The 18313-nt window shown below is 65.0% G+C and carries 21 protein-coding genes; 10 read left to right on the top strand and 11 right to left on the bottom strand.

Annotated elements, in window-relative coordinates; translation table 11 throughout:
* Nucleotides 1–74 precede the first annotated feature (74 nt).
* A complete protein-coding gene (locus tag B7P44_RS13065; RefSeq protein WP_084904777.1) occupies nucleotides 75–1538 on the top strand; it encodes an aminotransferase-like domain-containing protein in 1464 nt (487 codons plus the stop codon).
* A 54-nt stretch (nucleotides 1539–1592) separates the two neighbouring features.
* On the opposite strand, the gene B7P44_RS36315 is transcribed toward B7P44_RS13065, so the two are convergent.
* Nucleotides 1593–1991, bottom strand: coding sequence for a hypothetical protein (locus B7P44_RS36315; protein WP_133117955.1), 399 nt, complete (start codon nucleotides 1989–1991; stop codon nucleotides 1593–1595).
* On the bottom strand, nucleotides 1979–2719 hold the full coding sequence (locus B7P44_RS13055) for a LysM peptidoglycan-binding domain-containing protein (protein WP_084904773.1): 741 nt from the start codon (nucleotides 2717–2719) through the stop codon (nucleotides 1979–1981). Before B7P44_RS13055 ends, B7P44_RS36315 begins: the two co-directional genes overlap by 13 nt.
* Before the next feature lie 345 nt (nucleotides 2720–3064).
* Between B7P44_RS13055 and htpG the strand changes: the two genes are divergently transcribed.
* Genes htpG through B7P44_RS13040 form a run of 3 tightly spaced genes read left to right on the top strand, consistent with a single transcriptional unit; the run spans nucleotide 3065 to nucleotide 6044 of the window.
* Entirely contained in the window at nucleotides 3065–4963 is a 1899-nt protein-coding gene (gene htpG / locus B7P44_RS13050; protein WP_084904770.1) for a molecular chaperone HtpG, read from the top strand.
* 8 nt (nucleotides 4964–4971) lie between these two features.
* Entirely contained in the window at nucleotides 4972–5568 is a 597-nt protein-coding gene (locus tag B7P44_RS13045; protein ID WP_084904767.1) for a chorismate--pyruvate lyase family protein, read from the top strand.
* Nucleotides 5568–6044 (top strand): DNA-deoxyinosine glycosylase, encoded by a 477-nt coding sequence (locus B7P44_RS13040; RefSeq protein ID WP_084904765.1) that lies wholly within the window; start codon nucleotides 5568–5570, stop codon nucleotides 6042–6044. Before B7P44_RS13045 ends, B7P44_RS13040 begins: the two co-directional genes overlap by 1 nt.
* Nucleotides 6045–6125: 81 nt before the next feature.
* Here the strand turns inward: B7P44_RS13040 and B7P44_RS13035 are convergent, their stop codons facing one another.
* Together B7P44_RS13035 and B7P44_RS13030 are read right to left on the bottom strand one after the other, a co-directional pair.
* Entirely contained in the window at nucleotides 6126–6713 is a 588-nt protein-coding gene (locus B7P44_RS13035) for a hypothetical protein (protein ID WP_084904762.1), read from the bottom strand.
* Nucleotides 6714–6746: 33 nt separating this feature from the next.
* Complete coding sequence (locus B7P44_RS13030; protein WP_084904760.1) at nucleotides 6747–7307, bottom strand: hypothetical protein; 561 nt, start codon at nucleotides 7305–7307, stop codon at nucleotides 6747–6749.
* A 295-nt stretch (nucleotides 7308–7602) separates the two neighbouring features.
* Here B7P44_RS13030 and B7P44_RS13025 point away from each other — a divergent pair, with 295 nt between their 5' ends.
* Nucleotides 7603–8055, top strand: a complete 453-nt coding sequence (locus tag B7P44_RS13025; RefSeq protein ID WP_084904757.1) for a hypothetical protein — start codon at nucleotides 7603–7605, stop codon at nucleotides 8053–8055.
* A 72-nt stretch (nucleotides 8056–8127) separates the two neighbouring features.
* Here B7P44_RS13025 and B7P44_RS13020 read toward each other — a convergent pair whose 3' ends face one another.
* Nucleotides 8128–8382, bottom strand: coding sequence for a hypothetical protein (locus B7P44_RS13020; protein WP_084904755.1), 255 nt, complete (start codon nucleotides 8380–8382; stop codon nucleotides 8128–8130).
* Between the two features lie 156 nt (nucleotides 8383–8538).
* Between B7P44_RS13020 and B7P44_RS13015 the strand changes: the two genes are divergently transcribed.
* From B7P44_RS13015 to mctP, 3 genes are all read left to right on the top strand, one after another.
* Entirely contained in the window at nucleotides 8539–9456 is a 918-nt protein-coding gene (locus tag B7P44_RS13015; protein ID WP_084904753.1) for a class I SAM-dependent methyltransferase, read from the top strand.
* 202 nt (nucleotides 9457–9658) lie between these two features.
* Nucleotides 9659–9901 carry a DUF3311 domain-containing protein gene (locus B7P44_RS13010; RefSeq protein ID WP_084904750.1) on the top strand — a complete coding sequence of 81 codons (243 nt, stop codon included), beginning with the start codon at nucleotides 9659–9661 and terminating at the stop codon, nucleotides 9899–9901.
* Nucleotides 9898–11448 (top strand): monocarboxylate uptake permease MctP, encoded by a 1551-nt coding sequence (gene mctP / locus B7P44_RS13005; RefSeq protein ID WP_084904747.1) that lies wholly within the window; start codon nucleotides 9898–9900, stop codon nucleotides 11446–11448. Before B7P44_RS13010 ends, mctP begins: the two co-directional genes overlap by 4 nt.
* Nucleotides 11449–11511: 63 nt before the next feature.
* Here the strand turns inward: mctP and B7P44_RS13000 are convergent, their stop codons facing one another.
* From B7P44_RS13000 to B7P44_RS12980, 5 genes are all read right to left on the bottom strand, one after another.
* Nucleotides 11512–11964 (bottom strand): VOC family protein, encoded by a 453-nt coding sequence (locus tag B7P44_RS13000; RefSeq protein ID WP_084904745.1) that lies wholly within the window; start codon nucleotides 11962–11964, stop codon nucleotides 11512–11514.
* Between the two features lie 192 nt (nucleotides 11965–12156).
* Nucleotides 12157–13110 (bottom strand): transaldolase, encoded by a 954-nt coding sequence (tal, locus tag B7P44_RS12995; protein WP_084904742.1) that lies wholly within the window; start codon nucleotides 13108–13110, stop codon nucleotides 12157–12159.
* Between the two features lie 195 nt (nucleotides 13111–13305).
* Complete coding sequence (locus B7P44_RS12990) at nucleotides 13306–14514, bottom strand: benzoate/H(+) symporter BenE family transporter (protein ID WP_084904739.1); 1209 nt, start codon at nucleotides 14512–14514, stop codon at nucleotides 13306–13308.
* A gap of 35 nt (nucleotides 14515–14549) precedes the next feature.
* Nucleotides 14550–15725 (bottom strand): vWA domain-containing protein, encoded by a 1176-nt coding sequence (locus B7P44_RS12985; RefSeq protein ID WP_084904736.1) that lies wholly within the window; start codon nucleotides 15723–15725, stop codon nucleotides 14550–14552.
* 26 nt (nucleotides 15726–15751) lie between these two features.
* Nucleotides 15752–16594 (bottom strand): AAA family ATPase, encoded by an 843-nt coding sequence (locus tag B7P44_RS12980; protein ID WP_059714585.1) that lies wholly within the window; start codon nucleotides 16592–16594, stop codon nucleotides 15752–15754.
* A gap of 244 nt (nucleotides 16595–16838) precedes the next feature.
* On the opposite strand from B7P44_RS12980, the gene B7P44_RS12975 reads away from it, so the two are divergent.
* Both B7P44_RS12975 and B7P44_RS12970 read left to right on the top strand, forming a co-directional pair.
* Nucleotides 16839–17198, top strand: coding sequence for a c-type cytochrome (locus B7P44_RS12975; RefSeq protein WP_084904733.1), 360 nt, complete (start codon nucleotides 16839–16841; stop codon nucleotides 17196–17198).
* A 40-nt stretch (nucleotides 17199–17238) separates the two neighbouring features.
* Nucleotides 17239–17598: a c-type cytochrome gene (locus tag B7P44_RS12970; protein ID WP_084904731.1), complete on the top strand. Its 360-nt coding sequence runs from the start codon at nucleotides 17239–17241 to the stop codon at nucleotides 17596–17598.
* A gap of 101 nt (nucleotides 17599–17699) precedes the next feature.
* Here B7P44_RS12970 and B7P44_RS12965 read toward each other — a convergent pair whose 3' ends face one another.
* Nucleotides 17700–18134: a DUF1841 family protein gene (locus B7P44_RS12965; protein WP_084904728.1), complete on the bottom strand. Its 435-nt coding sequence runs from the start codon at nucleotides 18132–18134 to the stop codon at nucleotides 17700–17702.
* Nucleotides 18135–18313 lie beyond the last annotated feature (179 nt).

Here is an 18313-nt window from a genome sequence, read left to right as displayed (position 1 = left end):
CACTGTAATCGTGTGGACCGGCACAGTAACGGTACAATCGCCGCGATACCCTTCGGTACAGTTGGAGCCTTGCCATGTCGACCGTCCCGCTCGATCAGATCCCCGTCCCGCACGACACCGCCACCCTCACGCTCGTCGAGCAGCTCGTCCAGTGGGCGCGGCGGCGTATCGACGAGCGCGTGTTCCGGCCCGGCATGCGGATGCCGTCGATCCGCAAGCTCGCGCTCGACAAGAGCGTGTCGCGTTTCACCGTCGTCGAGGCGTACGAGCGGCTCGTCGCGCAGGGCTACCTGGATTCGCGGCGCGGCTCGGGCTTCTACGTGCGCGAGCGGGTCGCCGGCCCGCAGCCGCTCGATGCGGTGTCGCGCGGCGCCGAGGCGGCGCCTGTCCACAATACGATCGACGTCGTCTGGCTGTTGCGCAACATGCTGCACACCGTCAGCCCGGAAAAAGGGCCGGGTCTCGGCTACCTGCCGGGCCGCTGGCTCGACGGCGAGCTGATCACCGGCGCGCTGCGCGCGCTCGGGCGGCAGGCCGGCGCGCACATGCTCGGCTTCGGCACCGCGCAGGGCTTCCTGCCGCTGCGCCAGCAGCTGCAGACGCGGCTCGCGGAAGTCGAGATCGGCGCGACGCCCGACCAGTTGGTGCTCGTGTCGGGCATCACGCAGGCGATCGACCTGATCGCACGGATCTACGTGCGGCCGGGCGATGCGGTGATCGTCGGCGATCCGGCCTGGTTCCAGATGTTCGGCCGCTTCGCCGCGCAGGGCGCGCAGCTCGTCGGCATGCCGTACACGCCGGACGGCCCCGACCTCGACGCACTCGAGACGCTCGTGCAGATGTGGCGGCCGAAGATGCTCGTGATCAACTCGGTGCTGCAGAACCCGACCGGCACGTCGCTGTCGGCCGCGCAGGCGTTCCGGATCCTCAAGCTTGCGGAGGCGTACGACTTCCTCGTCGTCGAGGACGACGTCTACGGCGACCTGTGCCCGCCGAGCTATCCGGCGACGCGGCTCGCGAGCCTCGACCAGCTGAAGCGCGTGATCTACCTCGGCAGCTATTCGAAGACGCTCGCCGCGAACCTGCGGGTCGGCTACGTCGCCTGCGCACCGGAGATCGCGAAGGCGGTGACCGACCAGAAGATGCTGGTCGGCATGACGACGCCCGAGCTCAACGAGCGCGTGCTGTACAAGATCCTGACCGAAGGGCATTACCGTCGCCACGTCGAGCGGCTGCGCGCGCGGCTCGACGGCGTGCGCGACAAGACCGCGCGAATGCTGGAGCGCACGGGCCTGCGCCTGTTTACGATGCCGGCGTCGGGGATGTTCCTGTGGGCCGACACGGGCGTCGATTCGGACGCGCTCGCGGCCGCCGCGCACGAGGCGGGCTTCCTGCTGACGCCGGGCAGCCTGTTCTCGCCGCAGCAGTCGCCGTCGACGTGGACCCGGTTCAATATCGCGAACTGCGGCGATCCGGCGTTGGCGCCGTTTCTCGGCGAGTATCTGCGGACGGTGTCGAGGCGCGGGGCGGGTGGGTGAGGCCCGCGTAGCGCGCCGAGGGATACTTTGCTGCTGCGCGGCAAGTCGCACGCGTTACTTCTTCACGTGCGCCACGCTGCAGCTTAGTGCATCCACGCTGTCGTGCTTGTAGCCATCCAGATTCCTGTAGCCTTTTGCGATCCAGTAATCGGGATAGGCTGGGTCGAAACGCAGTGATATCACGCCGAAATCACACGCCCGTCCTTTCAGCAAGAATGCGATTTTCGGCTTGGCCGAGGCCAGATCGCTTTCAATCACTTGATAGGGGCGTTTCGTGCAATTAGCGAAAGGCGTGTGCCATTCGATCATTTTTTCGGTCACCCGAAGTTGGCCATCGCATTGCCGACCATGACCGACGAAAGTCCCTGTAAATGGTTGATTGTCAGCATATGCAGCACTTGCCAGCATCGCTGCAAGAAGACCCAACCAACGGGAAATTCTCACGGCGCGCATGCCGACTCCTTGGCCTGTTGAATTGCCGCCAGCGCATGGTCGAGCTTTTTGGCATAAGTTTCGGGATCTTTCGTGTTGTAAAGTCGGCCGATATTTGCCGTCGTCGTTGGCTTCCAGCCCACGATGACTTTGCGTATTGCCGCCTTCTGATACTTCACAACTTGTCCGGGGCGCAATATACCAATGCCGGGATTTAGCGCGCGCAGCATATCCGTTGTCGAACCTTGCTTCTTGGCGATCTTATCCAGACTATCGCCTGGCTTGACGGCAATTTCGTACGTTCGTCGGTCCGTGTCGGGTACGCTCTGTATTGAGAAATTCGCCAGGCGCATGAGCAGATAACCGATAGCAGCACGAATGTTGTAAGCGGGCACGGAGCGTGCATTGGCGCGAGTCAGCTGCGATTTGACAGACACTGGCATGACAAGATCACCCCCTTCCTTGCCTGACAACAGGCCGTCCAAGCCCGGATCGTTGTACATACCGATCTGCATCGGATTGGATGCCCACAAGGGATCTCCTGCGCCGGTCTCGACCCATGATATCGCCTTGATTAGATGCCAGTTCAACGGACGATAACCAGCAACATTGGCAAGGTGTTGATTGTACTCACCGACTGCTGCCCGAATCTCGCAATCGTACATTTGCCATTTCGGATTGCCGATTGCCGACTTAATACCTTCTTGCCATTTCTCGTAGCCGTTTTTTGGTGGCGCGGGTGTTGCCATACTCGGTCTTCTCCATATTTTAGTGTCATAGCACAGCGGACAGGCGTCGATTCGTATGGGAATCAGAGTTCGAAGCTGCACCGAATCATGTCGTCGTCCATCCTGTAGCGAATGCGCCATTGAAACAAATTTCCGGCGGTGGAAACATTGGACATGTTCGAATTGGTGCGGTTTGGCGGCCGGGTTGGACCGGCCGCACGTGAGGCATGTACTATCCGCACGCTGCGATTGTCCGGCACCCCCTTGAAATTGCCTCGTCCGTCCCCAGATAGGCGCGCAATACCCGCCCGGCATCGCGCGCCGCGCAACGGGGACACACCATTCAAGTAAGAGGAAACTGAATCCATGGCACACGAAACGATGAGCTTTCAGGCAGAGGTCAAGCAACTCCTCCACCTGATGATTCATTCGCTTTACAGCAACAAGGAAATCTTCCTGCGCGAACTGGTGTCGAACGCGTCCGACGCCGCCGACAAGCTGCGCTTCGAGGCGCTCGCGAACAACGCGCTCTACGAGAACGATCCGAACCTGCGCATCCGCATCGGCTACGACAAGGCCGCGCGCACGATCACCATCGAAGACAACGGCATCGGCATGAGCCGCGACGAGGCGATCGCGAACCTCGGCACGATCGCGCGCTCGGGCACCAAGGAATTCTTCTCGAAGCTGTCCGGCGACCAGCAGAAGGACGCCGCGCTGATCGGCCAGTTCGGCGTCGGCTTCTACTCGGGCTTCATCGTCGCGGACAAGATCACCGTCGAAACCCGCCGCGCGGGCCTGCCGGCGTCCGAAGCCGTGCGCTGGGAAAGCGCGGGCGAGGGCGATTTCACGGTCGACGCGATCGAGCGCGCGCAGCGCGGCACGACGATCACGCTGCATCTGCGCGAAGGCGAGGACGAGCTGCTGTCGTCGTACCGCCTGAAGTCGATCATCCAGAAGTACTCGGACCACATTGCGCTGCCGATCCTGATGCAGAAGGAAGAATGGGATCAGGAAAAGGGCGAGATGGTCCTGAAGGACGAGGATGAGACCGTCAACCAGGCCAGCGCGCTGTGGACCCGCTCGAAGAGCGACGTCACCGACGAGCAGTACAAGCAGTTCTACCAGCACATCGCGCACGACCACCAGGATCCGCTCACGTGGACGCACAACCGCGTCGAGGGCCGCAGCGAATACACGCAGCTGCTGTTCGTGCCGGCGCACGCGCCGTTCGACCTGTGGAACCGCGACTACCGCGGCGGCCTGAAGCTGTACGTGAAGCGCGTGTTCATCATGGACGACGCCGAGCAGTTGCTGCCGCAATACCTGCGCTTCGTGAAGGGCGTCGTCGATTCGGCGGACCTGCCGCTCAACGTGTCGCGCGAGATCCTGCAGGAAAGCCGCGACGTGAAGGCGATCCGCGAAGGCGTGACGAAGCGCACGCTGTCGATGCTCGAAGAGCTCGCGAACGCGGAAGAGGATGCCGGCAAGGCGCAGTACAAGACCTTCTGGGGCGCATTCGGCCAGGTGCTGAAGGAAGGCCTCGGCGAGGATCAGGCGAACCGCGAGCGCATCGCGAAGCTGCTGCGCTTCGCGTCGACGCACGGCAACACCGATGCGCAGGACGTGTCGCTCGCCGACTACGTCGCGCGCATGAAGCCCGAGCAAAGCAAGATCTACTACGTGACCGCCGATACGTGGCAGGCCGCGAAGAACAGCCCGCATCTCGAGGTGTTCCGCAAGAAGGGCGTCGAGGTGCTGCTGCTGACCGACCGCGTCGACGAGTGGATGCTGTCGTTCCTGCATGAATTCGACGGCAAGCCGCTCGCAAGCGTCGCGCGCGGCGACCTCGATCTCGGCGAGCTGAACGACGACGAGAAGAAGGCGCAGGAGCAGGCGGGCGACGCGATCAAGCCGGTCGTGGACAAAATGAAGGAAGCGCTCGGCGACAAGGTGAAGGACGTGCGCGTCACATTCCGCCTGACCGATTCGCCGTCGTGCCTCGTCGCGGACGACAACGACATGAGCGGCTACCTGCAGCGGATGCTGAAGGCGGCCGGCCAGAACGCGCCGGCGATGCAGCCGATCCTCGAGATCAACCCCGAGCATGCGCTCGTCAAGCAGCTGAACGCCGACAGCGCCGATTTCGGCGACTGGTGCCACCTGCTGTTCGACCAGGCGCTGCTTGCAGAGGGCGGCATGCTGGACGATCCGGCGAGCTTCGTGAAGCGGACCAACGCGCTCCTGCTGTCGCGCGCCGCGTGAGTGCACGGATGCGTTTCGACGGCGGGCAGTCGGGCTGGCGCGAGACGCCGCGGCCCGGCTGCACGCTCGACCAGCGCGACTGGCTGACGCGCGGCGGCTCGCTGACCGCGCATCTCGCGCGGCTTGGCCGCGTGAGCGTGCGCGTGACGCGCGAGGCGGTCGATGGCCCGTGGTTCGACGAGCACGCGGCGCTCGCGTGCGTGCCGCGCGCGCCGATGTGGGTGCGCGAGGTGATCCTGTCGGTCGACGGCACGCCGTACGTCGCCGCGCACAGCATCGCGCCGCTCGCCGCGAGCAAGGGCATCTGGCAGGCGATGCGGCGGCTGCGCACGCGGCCGCTCGCGGAGCTTTTGTACAGCGATCCGCAGGTCGAGCGCTCGGCGCTCGTCAGCCGGCGCGTGATCGCCGGCCATCCGCTGTATGCGCTCGCGAGCCATGCGCTCGGCGGCGCGCGCGCGCCGCACGCGTTCGCCGCGCGGCGCTCGGTGTTCCAGCGGCATGGCGCGCCGCTGATGGTGACCGAATGCATGCTGCCCGCGCTGTGGCGGCATGTCCAGGCGTATGGCGACGGGCCGCGCCCGAGCGGATCAGTCGAGGGCGCGTGATGCTGCAGGGCTTTCCGCCGGTCGTTGCGCCGAACACCCACACGATGATCCTCGGCAGCTTTCCGGGCGAGGCGTCGCTGGATGCTGCGCAGTACTACGCGCATCCGCGCAACCAGTTCTGGCGGTTGCTCGGCGAGGTGCTGGGGGAGCCTGCGTTGCATGAGCTCGCTTATGACGCACGGCTCGAACGCGTGTTGACGCACGGCATCGGCATCTGGGACGTGCTCGCCGCGTGCCATCGCGAAGGCAGTCTCGATTCGGCGATTCGCCATGCGAAGCCGAACGATTTCGATGCGCTGCGCGAGCATGCGCCGCTGCTGAAGAAGGTGTGCTTCAACGGGAAGACGGCAGGGCGGTTTGCGGAAGTGATCGGGGCTGCAGGGTATGAAACGCTCGTGCTGCCGTCTTCGAGTCCGGCGAACGCGACGCTTTCTTTCGATCAGAAGCTGGTCTTTTGGCAGGGAATCCGCGGCTGACCGCGGCGAATCCCCCTAATCGCGCGTGGGCGGTACGGCGCAGTCGAACCGTCGTTCGTTTCAGCCGCGCCGTGCATGCACCTATTTTTGCAATTCGGGCGCCTTTGCCAGCGCGGATTGCAGTTTGGACACCGCATCGGCCGTAGCAAGCTGGCCGGCAAGGCCGAAGTTGCGCTTGAATTCGCTGAACTCCGCGTGGCCGGTACCCGTCACGTCCGCGGTGGTCACGGTCTGACCGCTCGGGTCCGCCACCGTGCAAGCGAGGTTGACCGAGAAATCCGTGGGCGGCCACGTGAAGGGGCTAGGGGACGACGACGTCGTCTTGATCGTCGGCGTGATCACGTAATCAAGATGCTTGGCCTGAATCGTTGCCGCGTCCGGCGCGCTCTTGAGCTTGGTCACATTCTTGAATACGTGGCCGAGACCGAGGTAGATCGGCAATTCAAGGTCGTGGTATGGGTGATAGCTCACCTTGTCACCGCCCCCGCCGGGCGTAATCACTTCCTTCGACAACTGTTCATCCGTGATGACAAGACCCACCGTCTTGTCGAGTGGCGATGTCGACAGGGCCGGAATTTTGTTCGCGTCGCCGGTCAACGAAATTTCGTGCGCGCAGCCGGATAATGCTGCGACCACGCTTGCTGCTGCAATCATTCGAATCAATGCCATTGTGCTTGGTCTCTCGTGTTGTGGTTGGTAACGTTATTGAATTGCCTCGAGGAAGGCGGGATCGGCGTATAGCTCGCCGAGCAGCTTCTGCACGACGAGTGGATATTCTTCGCGTGCTTTCGGCACGGCGATCATTGCCGCGAACGCCGAATCCCATTGCGTGTGCGCAGACTTGACCTGGTCGTAACGCACTGCGCCGGCGCGCATCACGATGAAGCGTGCCGACATTCTCGCAGCGCCGGTTGCCAAACCGACGTCGATGTCGTTTTCCAATAGCGTTGCCTTGATCTCGACATCGCTTTGCGGAGAAAGCTTGCCGGCCAACTGCAATTCCTTCGTCATCGCGTCGGCAAGATAGGCGCCGAAAGAATCCCCAACCGGGGACTTCATCAAGTTTGCGCGCAAGGGGAGCGGGTACCGATTGGTGGTATCCGAGCGGGAGTCGAACGCACCGATCTTCGCGTGCGCGGTCGTGACGTTCTTGAGCGACTGAATATTGTCGACAGCGGGGGAATACGGCGGAGCGACCATCGAACAGGCGGCCAATAACACAATCGGCGTGATCAGGCCGACTGCTCGGACAACGTTGCGCATAGTTGAACTACCTCTGATTATTAAAATCGGCTTACACGGGGCGGGAAGCAATGCCGCCCGGTGCGCGATCGGCGGGTGTTATAGCGTGAGGTCTTGCCTGGTGGGATCCGAATCGGCCTCCGTTCGGGAATATCGGCACGGAACTGCGAATCTTGAATCGTAAGGAAAGGCGCACAGGGTTTAAGGCGGGCAGGCCAGCCGAGGCAATGCCGGCGCGGCGGGATATGAAGCGCTGTCGCGCCCGACGCGGCGAGCGGCTGACAACAGACAAACGCAATTCATGACGAGGCAATCCGTGCTGAAAGCATCCGAGCTCAAGATCATGCCGATACGCGATCTCGATATCTACTATCGCTGCCATACCCGGGACACGACGTCGCTCAGCATCCACATCGACGGCCTGACGATCTACACGCTCGACATACGCGGCGTGCTCAGGCCCGAATCCGGCGCCGACACGGTTGGCGCGTTCAGCAGCGGTGACAAGCGATCGCTCGTCGCGTGGATCGATCCGAAGACGGGCACGTTCATCAGCAGCGATTCCACCTTCTACGATTCGCTTCTCGGCATTCCCGTGCTGGCGTTGATGATCGTGTGCGCAGCGGCGCTGCTGGGCCTGGCGGGGTGGATCGTGGCCGCGCTGTTGGGCATCGCCGTCTTCTTTGCAATCCGACGCGCCATCGAAGGACGCACGAACGCGGCAGAGCTGGAATCGCTGTTACGTGAACAGTCTCGAAAGGACGGGTGACGTCACGTAGTCGAGCGCCGGACCCGCTGCGCAAAGCGCTGCTTCGGCCCGGCCAGCCGCGGTCAATCGCGGTCAATCGTCTTTGCCCCATCTCCATTTCGGTTTTTCGCCCTTCAGCCAGCACACGACGATCAGCGCCGCGGACAGCACCGCAACGCATGAGCCGAATGCGAATGGCGCCTCGTGCGGCGGCAGAAGCCACGCGCTCGCGACGACTCCGAGCATGTACAGAAGCAGCACCACCCAGCCTTGCCATGCCACCGGCAAGCCCCATCCCCAACCATAGCGTTTGGCCGGGAACCAGATTTTCCTGCCGCTCGATGCCATGCGATCCCCCGTCGTCAATGGATGCAGCCTAGCGCCGACCGGTGTCGAAGTCATGCGTGATCGAAGCGCTTCGCCAACGCGCTGTCCAGGGCTGCCCCCGCCGCGAATGCTATCCTCTCGTCCGCAAAACCCGCTTCACCCCTGCGAGATTCCTTCATGACCCGACTGATCAAGCGCGCGTCCGCCGAGGCGCGCGCATTCAAGCGCGACGAACCGTCCGCGTATAACGGTTCCTCGAAACTCAAGCCGCCGCGCGTGAAGCGCCGCGCGGACATCGATGAACACGACGAAGTACCCGTCCTCGACGCGCCGCGCAAGCCGCGCTTCGCGCCGGTGACGTTCTCCGAGGAGCGCGGCGTGCGCTACCTGCACTTCGGCACCGAATGGGTGCAGGGTGCGATGCGGATCTCGAAGCCGCTCCATATCGAGCTCGAATACGCGCAGCAGATGATGGCCTGGCTGCTGTTCCTCGAAACGCCCGCGCGCATCGTGCAGCTCGGGCTCGGCACCGGCGCCCTGACCAAGTTCGCGCACCGCTTCCTGCCGCACGCGAAGGTCGAGGCGGTCGAGCTGAACCCGGCCGTGATCGTCGCCGCGCGCACGATGTTCGCGCTGCCGTCCGACGACGCGCGCCTCACCGTCCACGAAGCGGACGCGTGGGACTTCGTCAACGACGCGGCCAATCGCGGCACCACGGGCGCGATCCAGATCGACCTGTACGACGCGACCGCGCGCGGCCCGGTGCTCGACAGCGTCGCGTTCTACCGCGCGGTGCGCGGCTGCCTCGCCGACGCGGGCATCGCGACGATCAACCTGTTCGGCGATCACCCGAGCTTCGTGCGCAACATGAAGCACCTGAACGCGGCGTTCGACAATCGCGTGATCGCGCTGCCGGAAGTGCACGACGGCAACCGGATCGCGCTCGCGTTCTCGGGGCCCGCGCTCGACGTGACGTTCGCGCAGCTCGACGAACGCGCGAAACTGATCGAGGCGACCGTCAACCTGCCCGCGCGCAAGTGGGTGAAAGCTTTGAAAGCGTCGGTCGCGCCGCACGCGACGTCGTTCTCGATCTGACGCTTCATGCGCCGGCCGGATGCCGGCGCGCCCGCGCGACAGGGACGGATCGTTCGGGTTCGTCCCCGCTTGACCGCGCTGATGCGGCTCCTATACTGGCGCGAAGCCAGGGGAGCCGCAGCTTACCCGTTTCGTCGCTCCTCTCGCCGCCGTACCCGTTCAAGACAAGAACATCGACAACCGGGAATGATGAGGAGACGTCATGGCTCACGATGCCGACGCCAACCGGGCCGCGAAGCGCTGGCTCTGGCTGCTGGTGCTGCCGCTGATCGCGATGGTCTGGGTGCCTTCGTACAACAAGGTCGATCCGCAATGGCTCGGCTTCCCGTTCTTCTACTGGTACCAGCTGCTGTGGGTCTTCATTAGCGCGGTGATCACCGCGTTCGTCTACTTCAAGACCAAGAACGCGTGGAAGGCGGGCAGCGCGCAAGGAGACCGTCGATGAATCTTGCCGCGACCTTCGTCTTCGTCCTGCTCTTCATCGGCGTCACGATCATCGGCTTCCTCGCCGCGAACTGGCGGCGCGGCGATCTCGCGCATCTCGACGAGTGGGGCCTCGGCGGCCGCCGCTTCGGCACCATCGTCACGTGGTTCCTGCTCGGCGGCGACCTCTATACCGCCTACACGTTCGTCGCGGTGCCGGCGCTCGTGTTCGGCGCGGGCGCGATGGGCTTCTTCGCGCTGCCGTACACGATCCTGATCTATCCGTTCGCGTTCGTCGTGTTCCCGAAGCTGTGGAGCATCGCGAAGCGGCACGGCTACGTGACCTCGGCCGATTTCGTGAACGCGCGCTACGGCAGCCGGATGCTCGCGCTCGCGATCGCGGTGACGGGCATCGTCGCGACGATGCCGTACATCGCGCTGCAGCTGGTCGGCATCGAGGTCGTGATCGGCGCGCTCGGCTTCGACACGACCGGCTTCGTCGGCGACCTGCCGCTCATCATCGCGTTCGCGATCCTGGCCGCGTACACGTACACGTCGGGCCTGCGCGCGCCCGCGATGATCGCGATCGTGAAGGACATCCTGATCTACATCACGATCGCCGCGGCGATCGTCGTGATCCCGGCGAAGCTGGGCGGCTTCGGCCACATCTTCGCGAGCGTGCCGCCCGCGAAGCTGCTGCTGAAGGCGCCGGACGCGGCGAGCCTGAACGGCTACAGCGCGTACGCGACGCTCGCGATCGGCTCCGCGCTCGCGCTGTTCCTGTATCCGCATTCGATCACGGCGATCCTGTCGTCGTCGTCGGGCAACTCGATCCGCCGCAACATGGCGATGCTGCCCGCGTACTCGTTCGTGCTCGGCCTGCTCGCGCTGCTCGGCTACATGGCGCTCGCGTCGGGCGTGAAGGACATGCCGCAGTACGTGCCGTACTTCAAGGCGTTCGGCCCGAACTTCGCGGTGCCCGCGCTGTTCCTCGAGTATTTCCCGTCGTGGTTCGTCGGCGTCGCGTTCGCGGCGATCGGCATCGGCGCGCTGGTGCCGGCGGCGATCATGTCGATCGCGGCGGCGAACCTGTACACGCGCAACATCCACCGCGAGTTCGTCAACCGCAACATGACGCACGACCAGGAGACGCACGTCGCGAAGCTGACTTCGCTGATCGTGAAGGTCGGCGCGGTCGCGTTCATCCTCGGCTTGCCGCTGACCTACGCGATCCAGCTGCAGCTGCTCGGCGGGATCTGGATCATCCAGACGCTGCCCGCGATCGTGCTCGGCCTCTATACGCGCGTGCTCGACTATCGCGGCCTGCTGCTCGGCTGGGCGGCGGGCATCGTGTGCGGCACGTGGATGGCGGTCTCGCTGAAGCTCGCGAGCTCGATCTTCACGATCCACCTGTTCGGCTACGCGATTCCCGGCTATGCGGCGGTGTGGTCGCTGGTCGTGAACCTCGTGGTCGCGATCGTCGTGAGCGTGCTCGTGCGGGTGACGGGGATGGCGCATGCGGAAGACCGCACGCGGCCGGAGGATTATCTCGACGTCGTCGAAGGCTGACGCGCTTCGCACACGCAACAACAAAAACGCCTGCCACCGGAAGGTGGCAGGCGTTTTTTCACGTCAGCCCTGCGCGCGCTTCGCGAGATCCTCGCGCTGCGACAGATCCTCTACGTTGATCATCCACTGGATGCCGAAGCGATCCTTCAGCATGCCGAAGCCGAGCGCCCAGAAAGTCTTCTGAAAGGGCATCGTCACTTCGCCGCCGTCGGCGAGCGCGTCGAACAGCTTCCTGCCTTCATCGACGCTCGCCGGGTTCAGCGACAGCGCATAGCCGCTGTGCGTACCGCTCGGCTGGCGGCAGTCGCCGTCCGAGCACATCATCATCGAATCGCCAATCGTGAAGCTCGCATGCATGACCTTGTCCGCCATCTCGGGCGTGATCGGCTGGTCGGGGTTCGGTGGCGCGTCCTTGAAGTGCATCTTGAACATCGTCTTCGCGCCGAGCGCCTTTTCGTAGAACTGAAGGGCAGCTTCGGCCTGGCCGTAGAAGGTCAGGTACGGTTGAACTTGCATCGTTGTCTCCTGTTGACCGGGAAGAGCGCCCGGGAAGCGGCCGGTGCGCCCGTGACGTGGATTGTAGTGCGTGGGTCTGACAGCGGGATGAAAAATAAAAACGGCCGCGAACGTGAGGTTCGCGGCCGTTTCCGGCACGGCTACTGACGGCTGTTGTCAGCGTGACTGCCGCCTGCTGACGTTCGGCAGGGTTCAGCGCAGCGCGTCGATCAGCTTCTCGAGCTTCACCGCATCGGCGGCGAACGTGCGGATGCCTTCGGCGAGCTTCTCGGTCGCCATCGCGTCGTCGTTCAGCTGGAAGCGGAACGATGCCTCGTCGATCGCGACGCGCGCGGCGGGCGCGTCCGTGAGCGCGTCCGGCGACAGCTTGCGCGTGACCGTGTCGTTGCTGTCCTGCAGCTTCTGCAGCAAATCGGGACTGATGGTCAGCAGGTCGCAGCCCGCGAGTTCGACGATCTGGCTCGTCGTGCGGAAGCTCGCGCCCATCACTTCGGTGTGGTAGTCGAAGGTCTTGTAGTACGTGTAGATGCGGCGCACCGACTGCACGCCCGGATCGTTCGCGCCGCCGTTCTTCACTTCATCCCATTCGGCGCCGGCCTGCTTCTTGTACCAGTCGTAGATGCGGCCGACGAACGGCGAGATCAGCTGCGCGCCGGCTTCCGCGCACGCGGCGGCCTGCACCAGCGAGAAAAGCAGGGTCATGTTGCACTTGATCCCTTCCTTCTGCAGCACCTCGGCCGCGCGGATGCCTTCCCAGGTCGACGCGAGCTTGATCAGGATGCGCTCGCGGCCGATGCCGGCGGCTTCGTAGAGCTTGATGAGCTCGTGCGCCTTGTCGACGGAGCGCTTCGCGTCGAACGACAGGCGCGCGTCGACTTCGGTCGACACGCGGCCCGGGATCAGCTTCAGGATTTCGGTGCCGAATGCGATCAGCAGGCGGTCGATGATGAAGTCGGTGCTTTCGTCGCGGTGATCGCGGACGGTTTTTTCGAGGATCGGCTTGTACGCATCCTTCTGGACCGCTTTCAGGATCAGCGACGGGTTCGTGGTCGCGTCCCGCGGCTGGTATTGCGCGAGCTGCTGGAAATCGCCCGTGTCGGCGACGACGGTGGTGTACTGCTTCAGCTGGTCGAGTGCGGTAGTCATGGCGATTCGAGAAGAGGGCGCGATGCGCCGGGGTTCTCACGGGCCGCGCGAACGCGGCGGCGAAGCGAAGCGGCGCGCGGGGCGCCGCTTCCGATCCGCTATTTTAGGCCCGATTCGCGTCGCGCATCGGGTCGCACATGTACAGCACCGCAGACGAGTGCGCCGGGGCGGTTTTGCCGCCGGCGCGAACGGCGCCTACGCGGGGCGGCGCGCGTTGAGGATCGCCTGCGTGACGACCCCGGCGACGAGCCCCCAGAACGCCGGGCCGATCGACAGCAGCGTGAGGCCCGACGCGGTGACCATGAACGTGACGAGCGCCGCTTCGCGCTGCCGCGCGTCCTGCATCGCGTTGGCCATGCCGCTCATGATCGAGCCGAACAGCGCGAGCGCCGCGACCGACACGACGAGCGCCTTCGGCAGCGCGGCGAACAGCGCGGCGATCGTCGCGCCGAAGATGCCGGCGATCAGGTAGAACGCGCCGCACCACACCGCGGCCGTGTAGCGTTTCGCGCGGTCCTCGTGCGCCTCGGGGCCGGTGCAGATCGCCGCGGTGATCGCGGCGAGGTTCACGCCGTGCGAGCCGAACGGCGCGAGCGCGAGCGACGCGAGGCCCGTCGTCGCGATCAGCGGCGACGACGGCGTCGGGTAGCCGTCCGCGCGCAGCACCGCGATGCCCGGCACGTTCTGCGACGCCATCGCGACCACGAACAGCGGAATGCCGATGCTGACGATCGACGCGAGCGAGAACGCGGGCATCGTGAACACAGGTTTCGCGAGCGCGATGTGGAACCGGCTGAAGTCGAGCAGGCCGAGACCGCCCGCGACCGCCGTGCCGACGATCAGCGTCGTCACGATCGCGTAACGCGGCGCGAGCCGCTTGACGATCAGGTACGTGAAGAACATCGCGAGCACCAGCGCGGTCTGGTATTGCGCGGCGCGGAAGATCTCGATGCCGATCTCGAACAGGATGCCGGCGAGCAGCGCGGCGGCGATGCCGGCCGGAATCTTGCGCATCAGCGTGTCGAACAGGCCGCTCACGCCGACCGCGGTCAGCAGCAGCGCGCAGACGATGAACGCGCCGATCGCCTCGGGGTACGGCACGCCGGGCAGCGACGCGACCAGCAGCGCGGCGCCGGGCGTCGACCACGCGACGACGACGGGCGCGCGAAAGCGCAGCGACAGGCCGATCGTCGTCACCGCCATGCCGATCGACAGCGCCCAGATCCACGACGAGATCTGCGCGTCGGTCAGGTGTGCGGCGCGGCCGGCCTGGAACATCAGCACGAGCGAGCTCGTATAGCCGGTCATCATCGCGACGAAGCCGGCGACGAGCGCCGAGATCGACGTGTCCGAGAAAAAACGACCGCTCGCGCGGCCCGTGTCCGCGGTGGACGGCTGATTCATGGGGGACTCCGGAGGAGCGGGCCGCGCGGCCGCTGTTACTTGCTGAGTGCGCGCATCGCGGTTTCGAGCCCCGCGAGCGTGAGCGGATACATGCGCTGGCCGAGCAGGTCGCGGATGATCGCGACCGACTGGCGGTATTCCCATAGCCGCTCGGGCTCGGGATTCAGCCACGCATGATGCGGGAACTGGTCGGCGAGCCGCCGCAGCCACACCGCGCCGGCCTCGGGGTTGTTGTATTCGACCGAGCCGCCGGGCTGCAGCACTTCGTACGGGCTCATCGTCGCATCGCCGACGAAGATCAGCTTGTAGTCGGGCGTGAACTTGTGCAGCAGGTCCCAGGTCGCGGTGCGCTCCGAGTGGCGGCGCCGGTTGTTCTTCCACAGGTGGTCGTACACGCAGTTGTGGAAGTAGAAGAACTCGAGGTGCTTGAATTCCGCCTTCGCGGCGGAGAACAGCTCTTCGGTGCGCTTGATGTGATCGTCCATCGAGCCGCCGACGTCGAGCAGCATCAGCACCTTCACGTTGTTGTGGCGCTCGGGCACCATCCGCAGGTCGAGCCAGCCCGCGTTCGCGGCGGTGCTGCGGATCGTGCCGGGCAGGTCGAGCTCCTCGGCCGCGCCTTCGCGCGCGAAGCGGCGCAGCCGCCGCAGCGCGACCTTGATGTTGCGCGTGCCGATCTCGACCGAATCGTCGTAGTCGCGGTACCCGCGCGCTTCCCACACCTTGACCGCGGTGCGGTTGCCGTTCGACGGCCCGCCGATGCGCACGCCTTCCGGGTTGTAGCCGCCGTGCCCGAACGGCGACGTGCCGCCGGTGCCGATCCACTTGTTGCCGCCTTCGTGCCGCTCCTTCTGCTCGTCGAGCAGCTGCTTCAGGCGCTCCATCAGCTTGTCGAGCCCGCCCATCGCTTCGATCTGCGCCTTCTCGTCGGGCGACAGCTCGCGCTCGAGGCGCTTCTCGAGCCAGTCGAGCGGGATGTCGAACGCGTCGGACGGCAGCGCGGACACGCCGTGGAAGTACGCGCCGAACGCCTGGTCGAACTTGTCGAAATACTGCTCGTCCTTCACGAGCGTCATGCGCGCGAGGTAGTAGAACGCGTCGATCGACGGCGCGATGAGCCCGGCCTTCAGCGATTCGAGCAGCGTCAGGTATTCCTTCACCGAGACGGGCAGCTTCGCTGCGCGCAGCGCGTAGAAGAAATTGAGCAACATGGCCGGGCCTTCGCGGATTTGGGGGCTTACCGGTTGTGCCGGTTCATGTAGACGAGCCGCTCGAACAGGCTCAGGTCCTGCTCGTTCTTCAGGAGCGCGCCCGCGAGCGGCGGCACGATCTGCTTGCGATCGGCGCCGCGCAGCGCGTCCGGCGGGATGTTCTCGGCGAGCAACAGCTTCAGCCAGTCGAGCAGCTCGGACGTCGATGGCTTCTTCTTCAGGCCCGACACGCCGCGCAGCTCGAAGAAGCTCTCGAGCGCGGCGTGCAGCAGCTCCTCGCGGATGTTCGGGTAGTGGACCGCGACGATCTTCTGCATCGTCGACGCATCGGGGAACTGGATGTAGTGGAAGAAGCAGCGGCGCAGGAACGCGTCGGGCAGCTCCTTCTCGTTGTTCGACGTGATGATGACGAGCGGGCGGTGCTTCGCGCGCACGGTCTCGCGCGTCTCGTACACGTGGAATTCCATCCGGTCGAGCTCGCGCAGCAGGTCGTTCGGGAATTCGATGTCGGCCTTGTCGATCTCGTCGATCAGCAGCACGCTCGGGTGCTCGGCGTCGAACGCCTGCCACAGCACGCCCTTGACGATGTAGTTCGCGATGTCCTTCACGCGTTCGTCGCCGAGCTGCGAGTCGCGCAGCCGCGAGACGGCGTCGTATTCGTACAGGCCCTGCTGCGCCTTCGTGGTCGACTTGATGTGCCACTGCAGGAGCGGCATGTCGAGGGCCGCGGCGACTTCCTCGGCGAGCATGGTCTTGCCGGTGCCGGGCTCGCCCTTGATCAGGAGCGGGCGTTGCAGCGTCAATGCGGCATTGACCGCGAGCTTCAGATCGTCGGTGGCGACGTAATGCGAAGACCCTTCGAAACGCATGGCGGCGCTCATCTTTGTCGGGGAAAAAACCCAGTATAAGTCAGAAGGGCTGTCCGGTTGGACCGTGCCCGCGTATCGTTGCTGGGCTGCGGCGGGACGGGCCGGGAAGCCGTATGGACGCGTTCCCCGCCGACGCGGTACAATCTGGCCGTTTTTTTGGCCTGCGTGGCGACCCCATAAGCAAAACGGCGCGGGCCGTTGCCGCTTCGGCGCCAGTTTCCCCTCAAGCTAGGTTACAAGAGCTATGAACAAATTCGTCGGCAAACACGTTGTTGTCGCAGCGCTCGTGGCGCTCGCGGGCAGCGCGCAGGCGGCCGGTGTGGTCGGCAACCCGAAGGACGGGGCGAGCAAGGCCGCCATGTGCATCGGCTGTCACGGCATCCAGGATTACCGCGCAGCCTATCCGGAGGTCTACCGGGTACCGGTTCTCGGCGGCCAGAACGAGCAATACCTTGCCAACGCGCTGCAGGCCTACCGCAAGAAGGATCGCCATTTCCCGTCGATGAACGCGATCGCCGGTTCGCTGACGGACCAGGACATCGCCGATCTGGCGGCCTACTATGCCGCGCAGAAACCCGACTCGAAGGACAATCCCTACAAGTAAGCGCGCGCTTGCTGACCTCATACGCGGGATAGGAGCATTCATGAACAACGCATTCAAGACGGCGGCGGCGATCGCGTTCGCGGCCGGCCTCGCGATCGGCAGCGCGCACGCGGCCGACCTGTCGAAGGGCAAGGACCTGGTCGAATCGCACAACTGCGCAGCCTGCCACGGCGCGAAGATGAACCAGCCGATCAACGCGGAGTATCCGCGCCTCGCCGGCCAGCACGCCGACTACCTCGTCTGGGCGATGCGCCAGTACCAGATGGGCCTCTCGAACCCGCTGCTCGGCCGCAACAACGCGATCATGCAGGCACAGGTGCAGAACCTGTCGGTCAGCGACATGAAGGACATCGCGGCTTACATCGAGTCGCTGAAGGGCGACCTGGTGTTCAAGAAGTAAGCGCCGGCCCGGTCGGGCCCGTGCCGCAGAAGATACCCCGCCGAGGCGGGGTATTTTTTTGTCCGCGATTCGGTTCGCGCTCTGGCCCGCGTCCGCCGGGCTCAGTCGCGCGACGCGCGGCGCAGGATGCGCTGCAGGTACGCGTCGGAATCGGGCGGCGTGTTGGTGCGCTGCGCTTCCCAGATCGTCTCGCCGAGGCACTCCATGATCGCGTGCTGCGCTTCGTGCGTCGAGTCGAGCTTCGCCGCGAGCTTGTCGTGCGCGGCGCGGATTCCGGGCGGCTGGTCGATCGACAGCTGCTCGCTGATCGCGAGGTGCATCGACAGGTGCAGGAACGGATTCGTGCGGCCTTCCTCGGGCGTGTAGTTGCGCTCGGCGGCGCCGTCGGCGTCCGCGAGGTCGTCGTGGTATTCGGGGTGTTCGACGATCCAGTCAGCCGCGATCGCTTCGAGCGGCGTGAGGATTTCACCGGCGCGCTGCTTGCGCCAGGTGTCGATGAAAAAGCGACGCACTTCGTCGCGACTCGGATTGAACATGGTGGGGAACGTCGTGATTCGGATCGGCGTGATGCCGCGTCGCGCATTGTACGCCGGGTCGGCGAGCGGCGCTGGCGGCGGGTGCGGGTGCGGCTGGAAGCGGGCGGGCAGGCCGGGCGCGCGGGTCCCGGCCCGGCTTGCGGGTAAGCGCGGGCTGGGCTGCGCGTCGCATCGCCGAT

This window comes from Burkholderia ubonensis subsp. mesacidophila (genome assembly GCF_002097715.1).
GTDB lineage: Bacteria > Pseudomonadota > Gammaproteobacteria > Burkholderiales > Burkholderiaceae > Burkholderia > Burkholderia mesacidophila.
Note: the sequence above shows the minus strand (reverse complement) of the source record. Positions and strands in the feature narration are given on the sequence as shown.

What these genes read in the sequence shown, in the direction of transcription:
- B7P44_RS12965 (WP_084904728.1), bottom strand. Translation starts at nt 18,134, where the DNA reads ATGTTCAATCCGAGTCGCGACGAAGTGCGTCGCTTTTTCATCGACACC.
- B7P44_RS36315 (WP_133117955.1), bottom strand. Translation starts at nt 1,991, where the DNA reads ATGCGCGCCGTGAGAATTTCCCGTTGGTTGGGTCTTCTTGCAGCGATG.
- B7P44_RS12980 (WP_059714585.1), bottom strand. Translation starts at nt 16,594, where the DNA reads ATGCGTTTCGAAGGGTCTTCGCATTACGTCGCCACCGACGATCTGAAG.
- B7P44_RS12990 (WP_084904739.1), bottom strand. Translation starts at nt 14,514, where the DNA reads ATGAATCAGCCGTCCACCGCGGACACGGGCCGCGCGAGCGGTCGTTTT.
- B7P44_RS13020 (WP_084904755.1), bottom strand. Translation starts at nt 8,382, where the DNA reads ATGGCATCGAGCGGCAGGAAAATCTGGTTCCCGGCCAAACGCTATGGT.
- B7P44_RS13040 (WP_084904765.1), top strand. Translation starts at nt 5,568, where the DNA reads ATGCTGCAGGGCTTTCCGCCGGTCGTTGCGCCGAACACCCACACGATG.
- tal (WP_084904742.1), bottom strand. Translation starts at nt 13,110, where the DNA reads ATGACTACCGCACTCGACCAGCTGAAGCAGTACACCACCGTCGTCGCC.
- B7P44_RS13015 (WP_084904753.1), top strand. Translation starts at nt 8,539, where the DNA reads ATGACCCGACTGATCAAGCGCGCGTCCGCCGAGGCGCGCGCATTCAAG.
- B7P44_RS13000 (WP_084904745.1), bottom strand. Translation starts at nt 11,964, where the DNA reads ATGCAAGTTCAACCGTACCTGACCTTCTACGGCCAGGCCGAAGCTGCC.
- B7P44_RS12975 (WP_084904733.1), top strand. Translation starts at nt 16,839, where the DNA reads ATGAACAAATTCGTCGGCAAACACGTTGTTGTCGCAGCGCTCGTGGCG.
- B7P44_RS13045 (WP_084904767.1), top strand. Translation starts at nt 4,972, where the DNA reads ATGCGTTTCGACGGCGGGCAGTCGGGCTGGCGCGAGACGCCGCGGCCC.
- B7P44_RS13065 (WP_084904777.1), top strand. Translation starts at nt 75, where the DNA reads ATGTCGACCGTCCCGCTCGATCAGATCCCCGTCCCGCACGACACCGCC.
- B7P44_RS13030 (WP_084904760.1), bottom strand. Translation starts at nt 7,307, where the DNA reads ATGCGCAACGTTGTCCGAGCAGTCGGCCTGATCACGCCGATTGTGTTA.
- B7P44_RS12985 (WP_084904736.1), bottom strand. Translation starts at nt 15,725, where the DNA reads ATGTTGCTCAATTTCTTCTACGCGCTGCGCGCAGCGAAGCTGCCCGTC.
- B7P44_RS12970 (WP_084904731.1), top strand. Translation starts at nt 17,239, where the DNA reads ATGAACAACGCATTCAAGACGGCGGCGGCGATCGCGTTCGCGGCCGGC.
- htpG (WP_084904770.1), top strand. Translation starts at nt 3,065, where the DNA reads ATGGCACACGAAACGATGAGCTTTCAGGCAGAGGTCAAGCAACTCCTC.
- B7P44_RS13010 (WP_084904750.1), top strand. Translation starts at nt 9,659, where the DNA reads ATGGCTCACGATGCCGACGCCAACCGGGCCGCGAAGCGCTGGCTCTGG.
- B7P44_RS13055 (WP_084904773.1), bottom strand. Translation starts at nt 2,719, where the DNA reads ATGGCAACACCCGCGCCACCAAAAAACGGCTACGAGAAATGGCAAGAA.
- mctP (WP_084904747.1), top strand. Translation starts at nt 9,898, where the DNA reads ATGAATCTTGCCGCGACCTTCGTCTTCGTCCTGCTCTTCATCGGCGTC.
- B7P44_RS13035 (WP_084904762.1), bottom strand. Translation starts at nt 6,713, where the DNA reads ATGGCATTGATTCGAATGATTGCAGCAGCAAGCGTGGTCGCAGCATTA.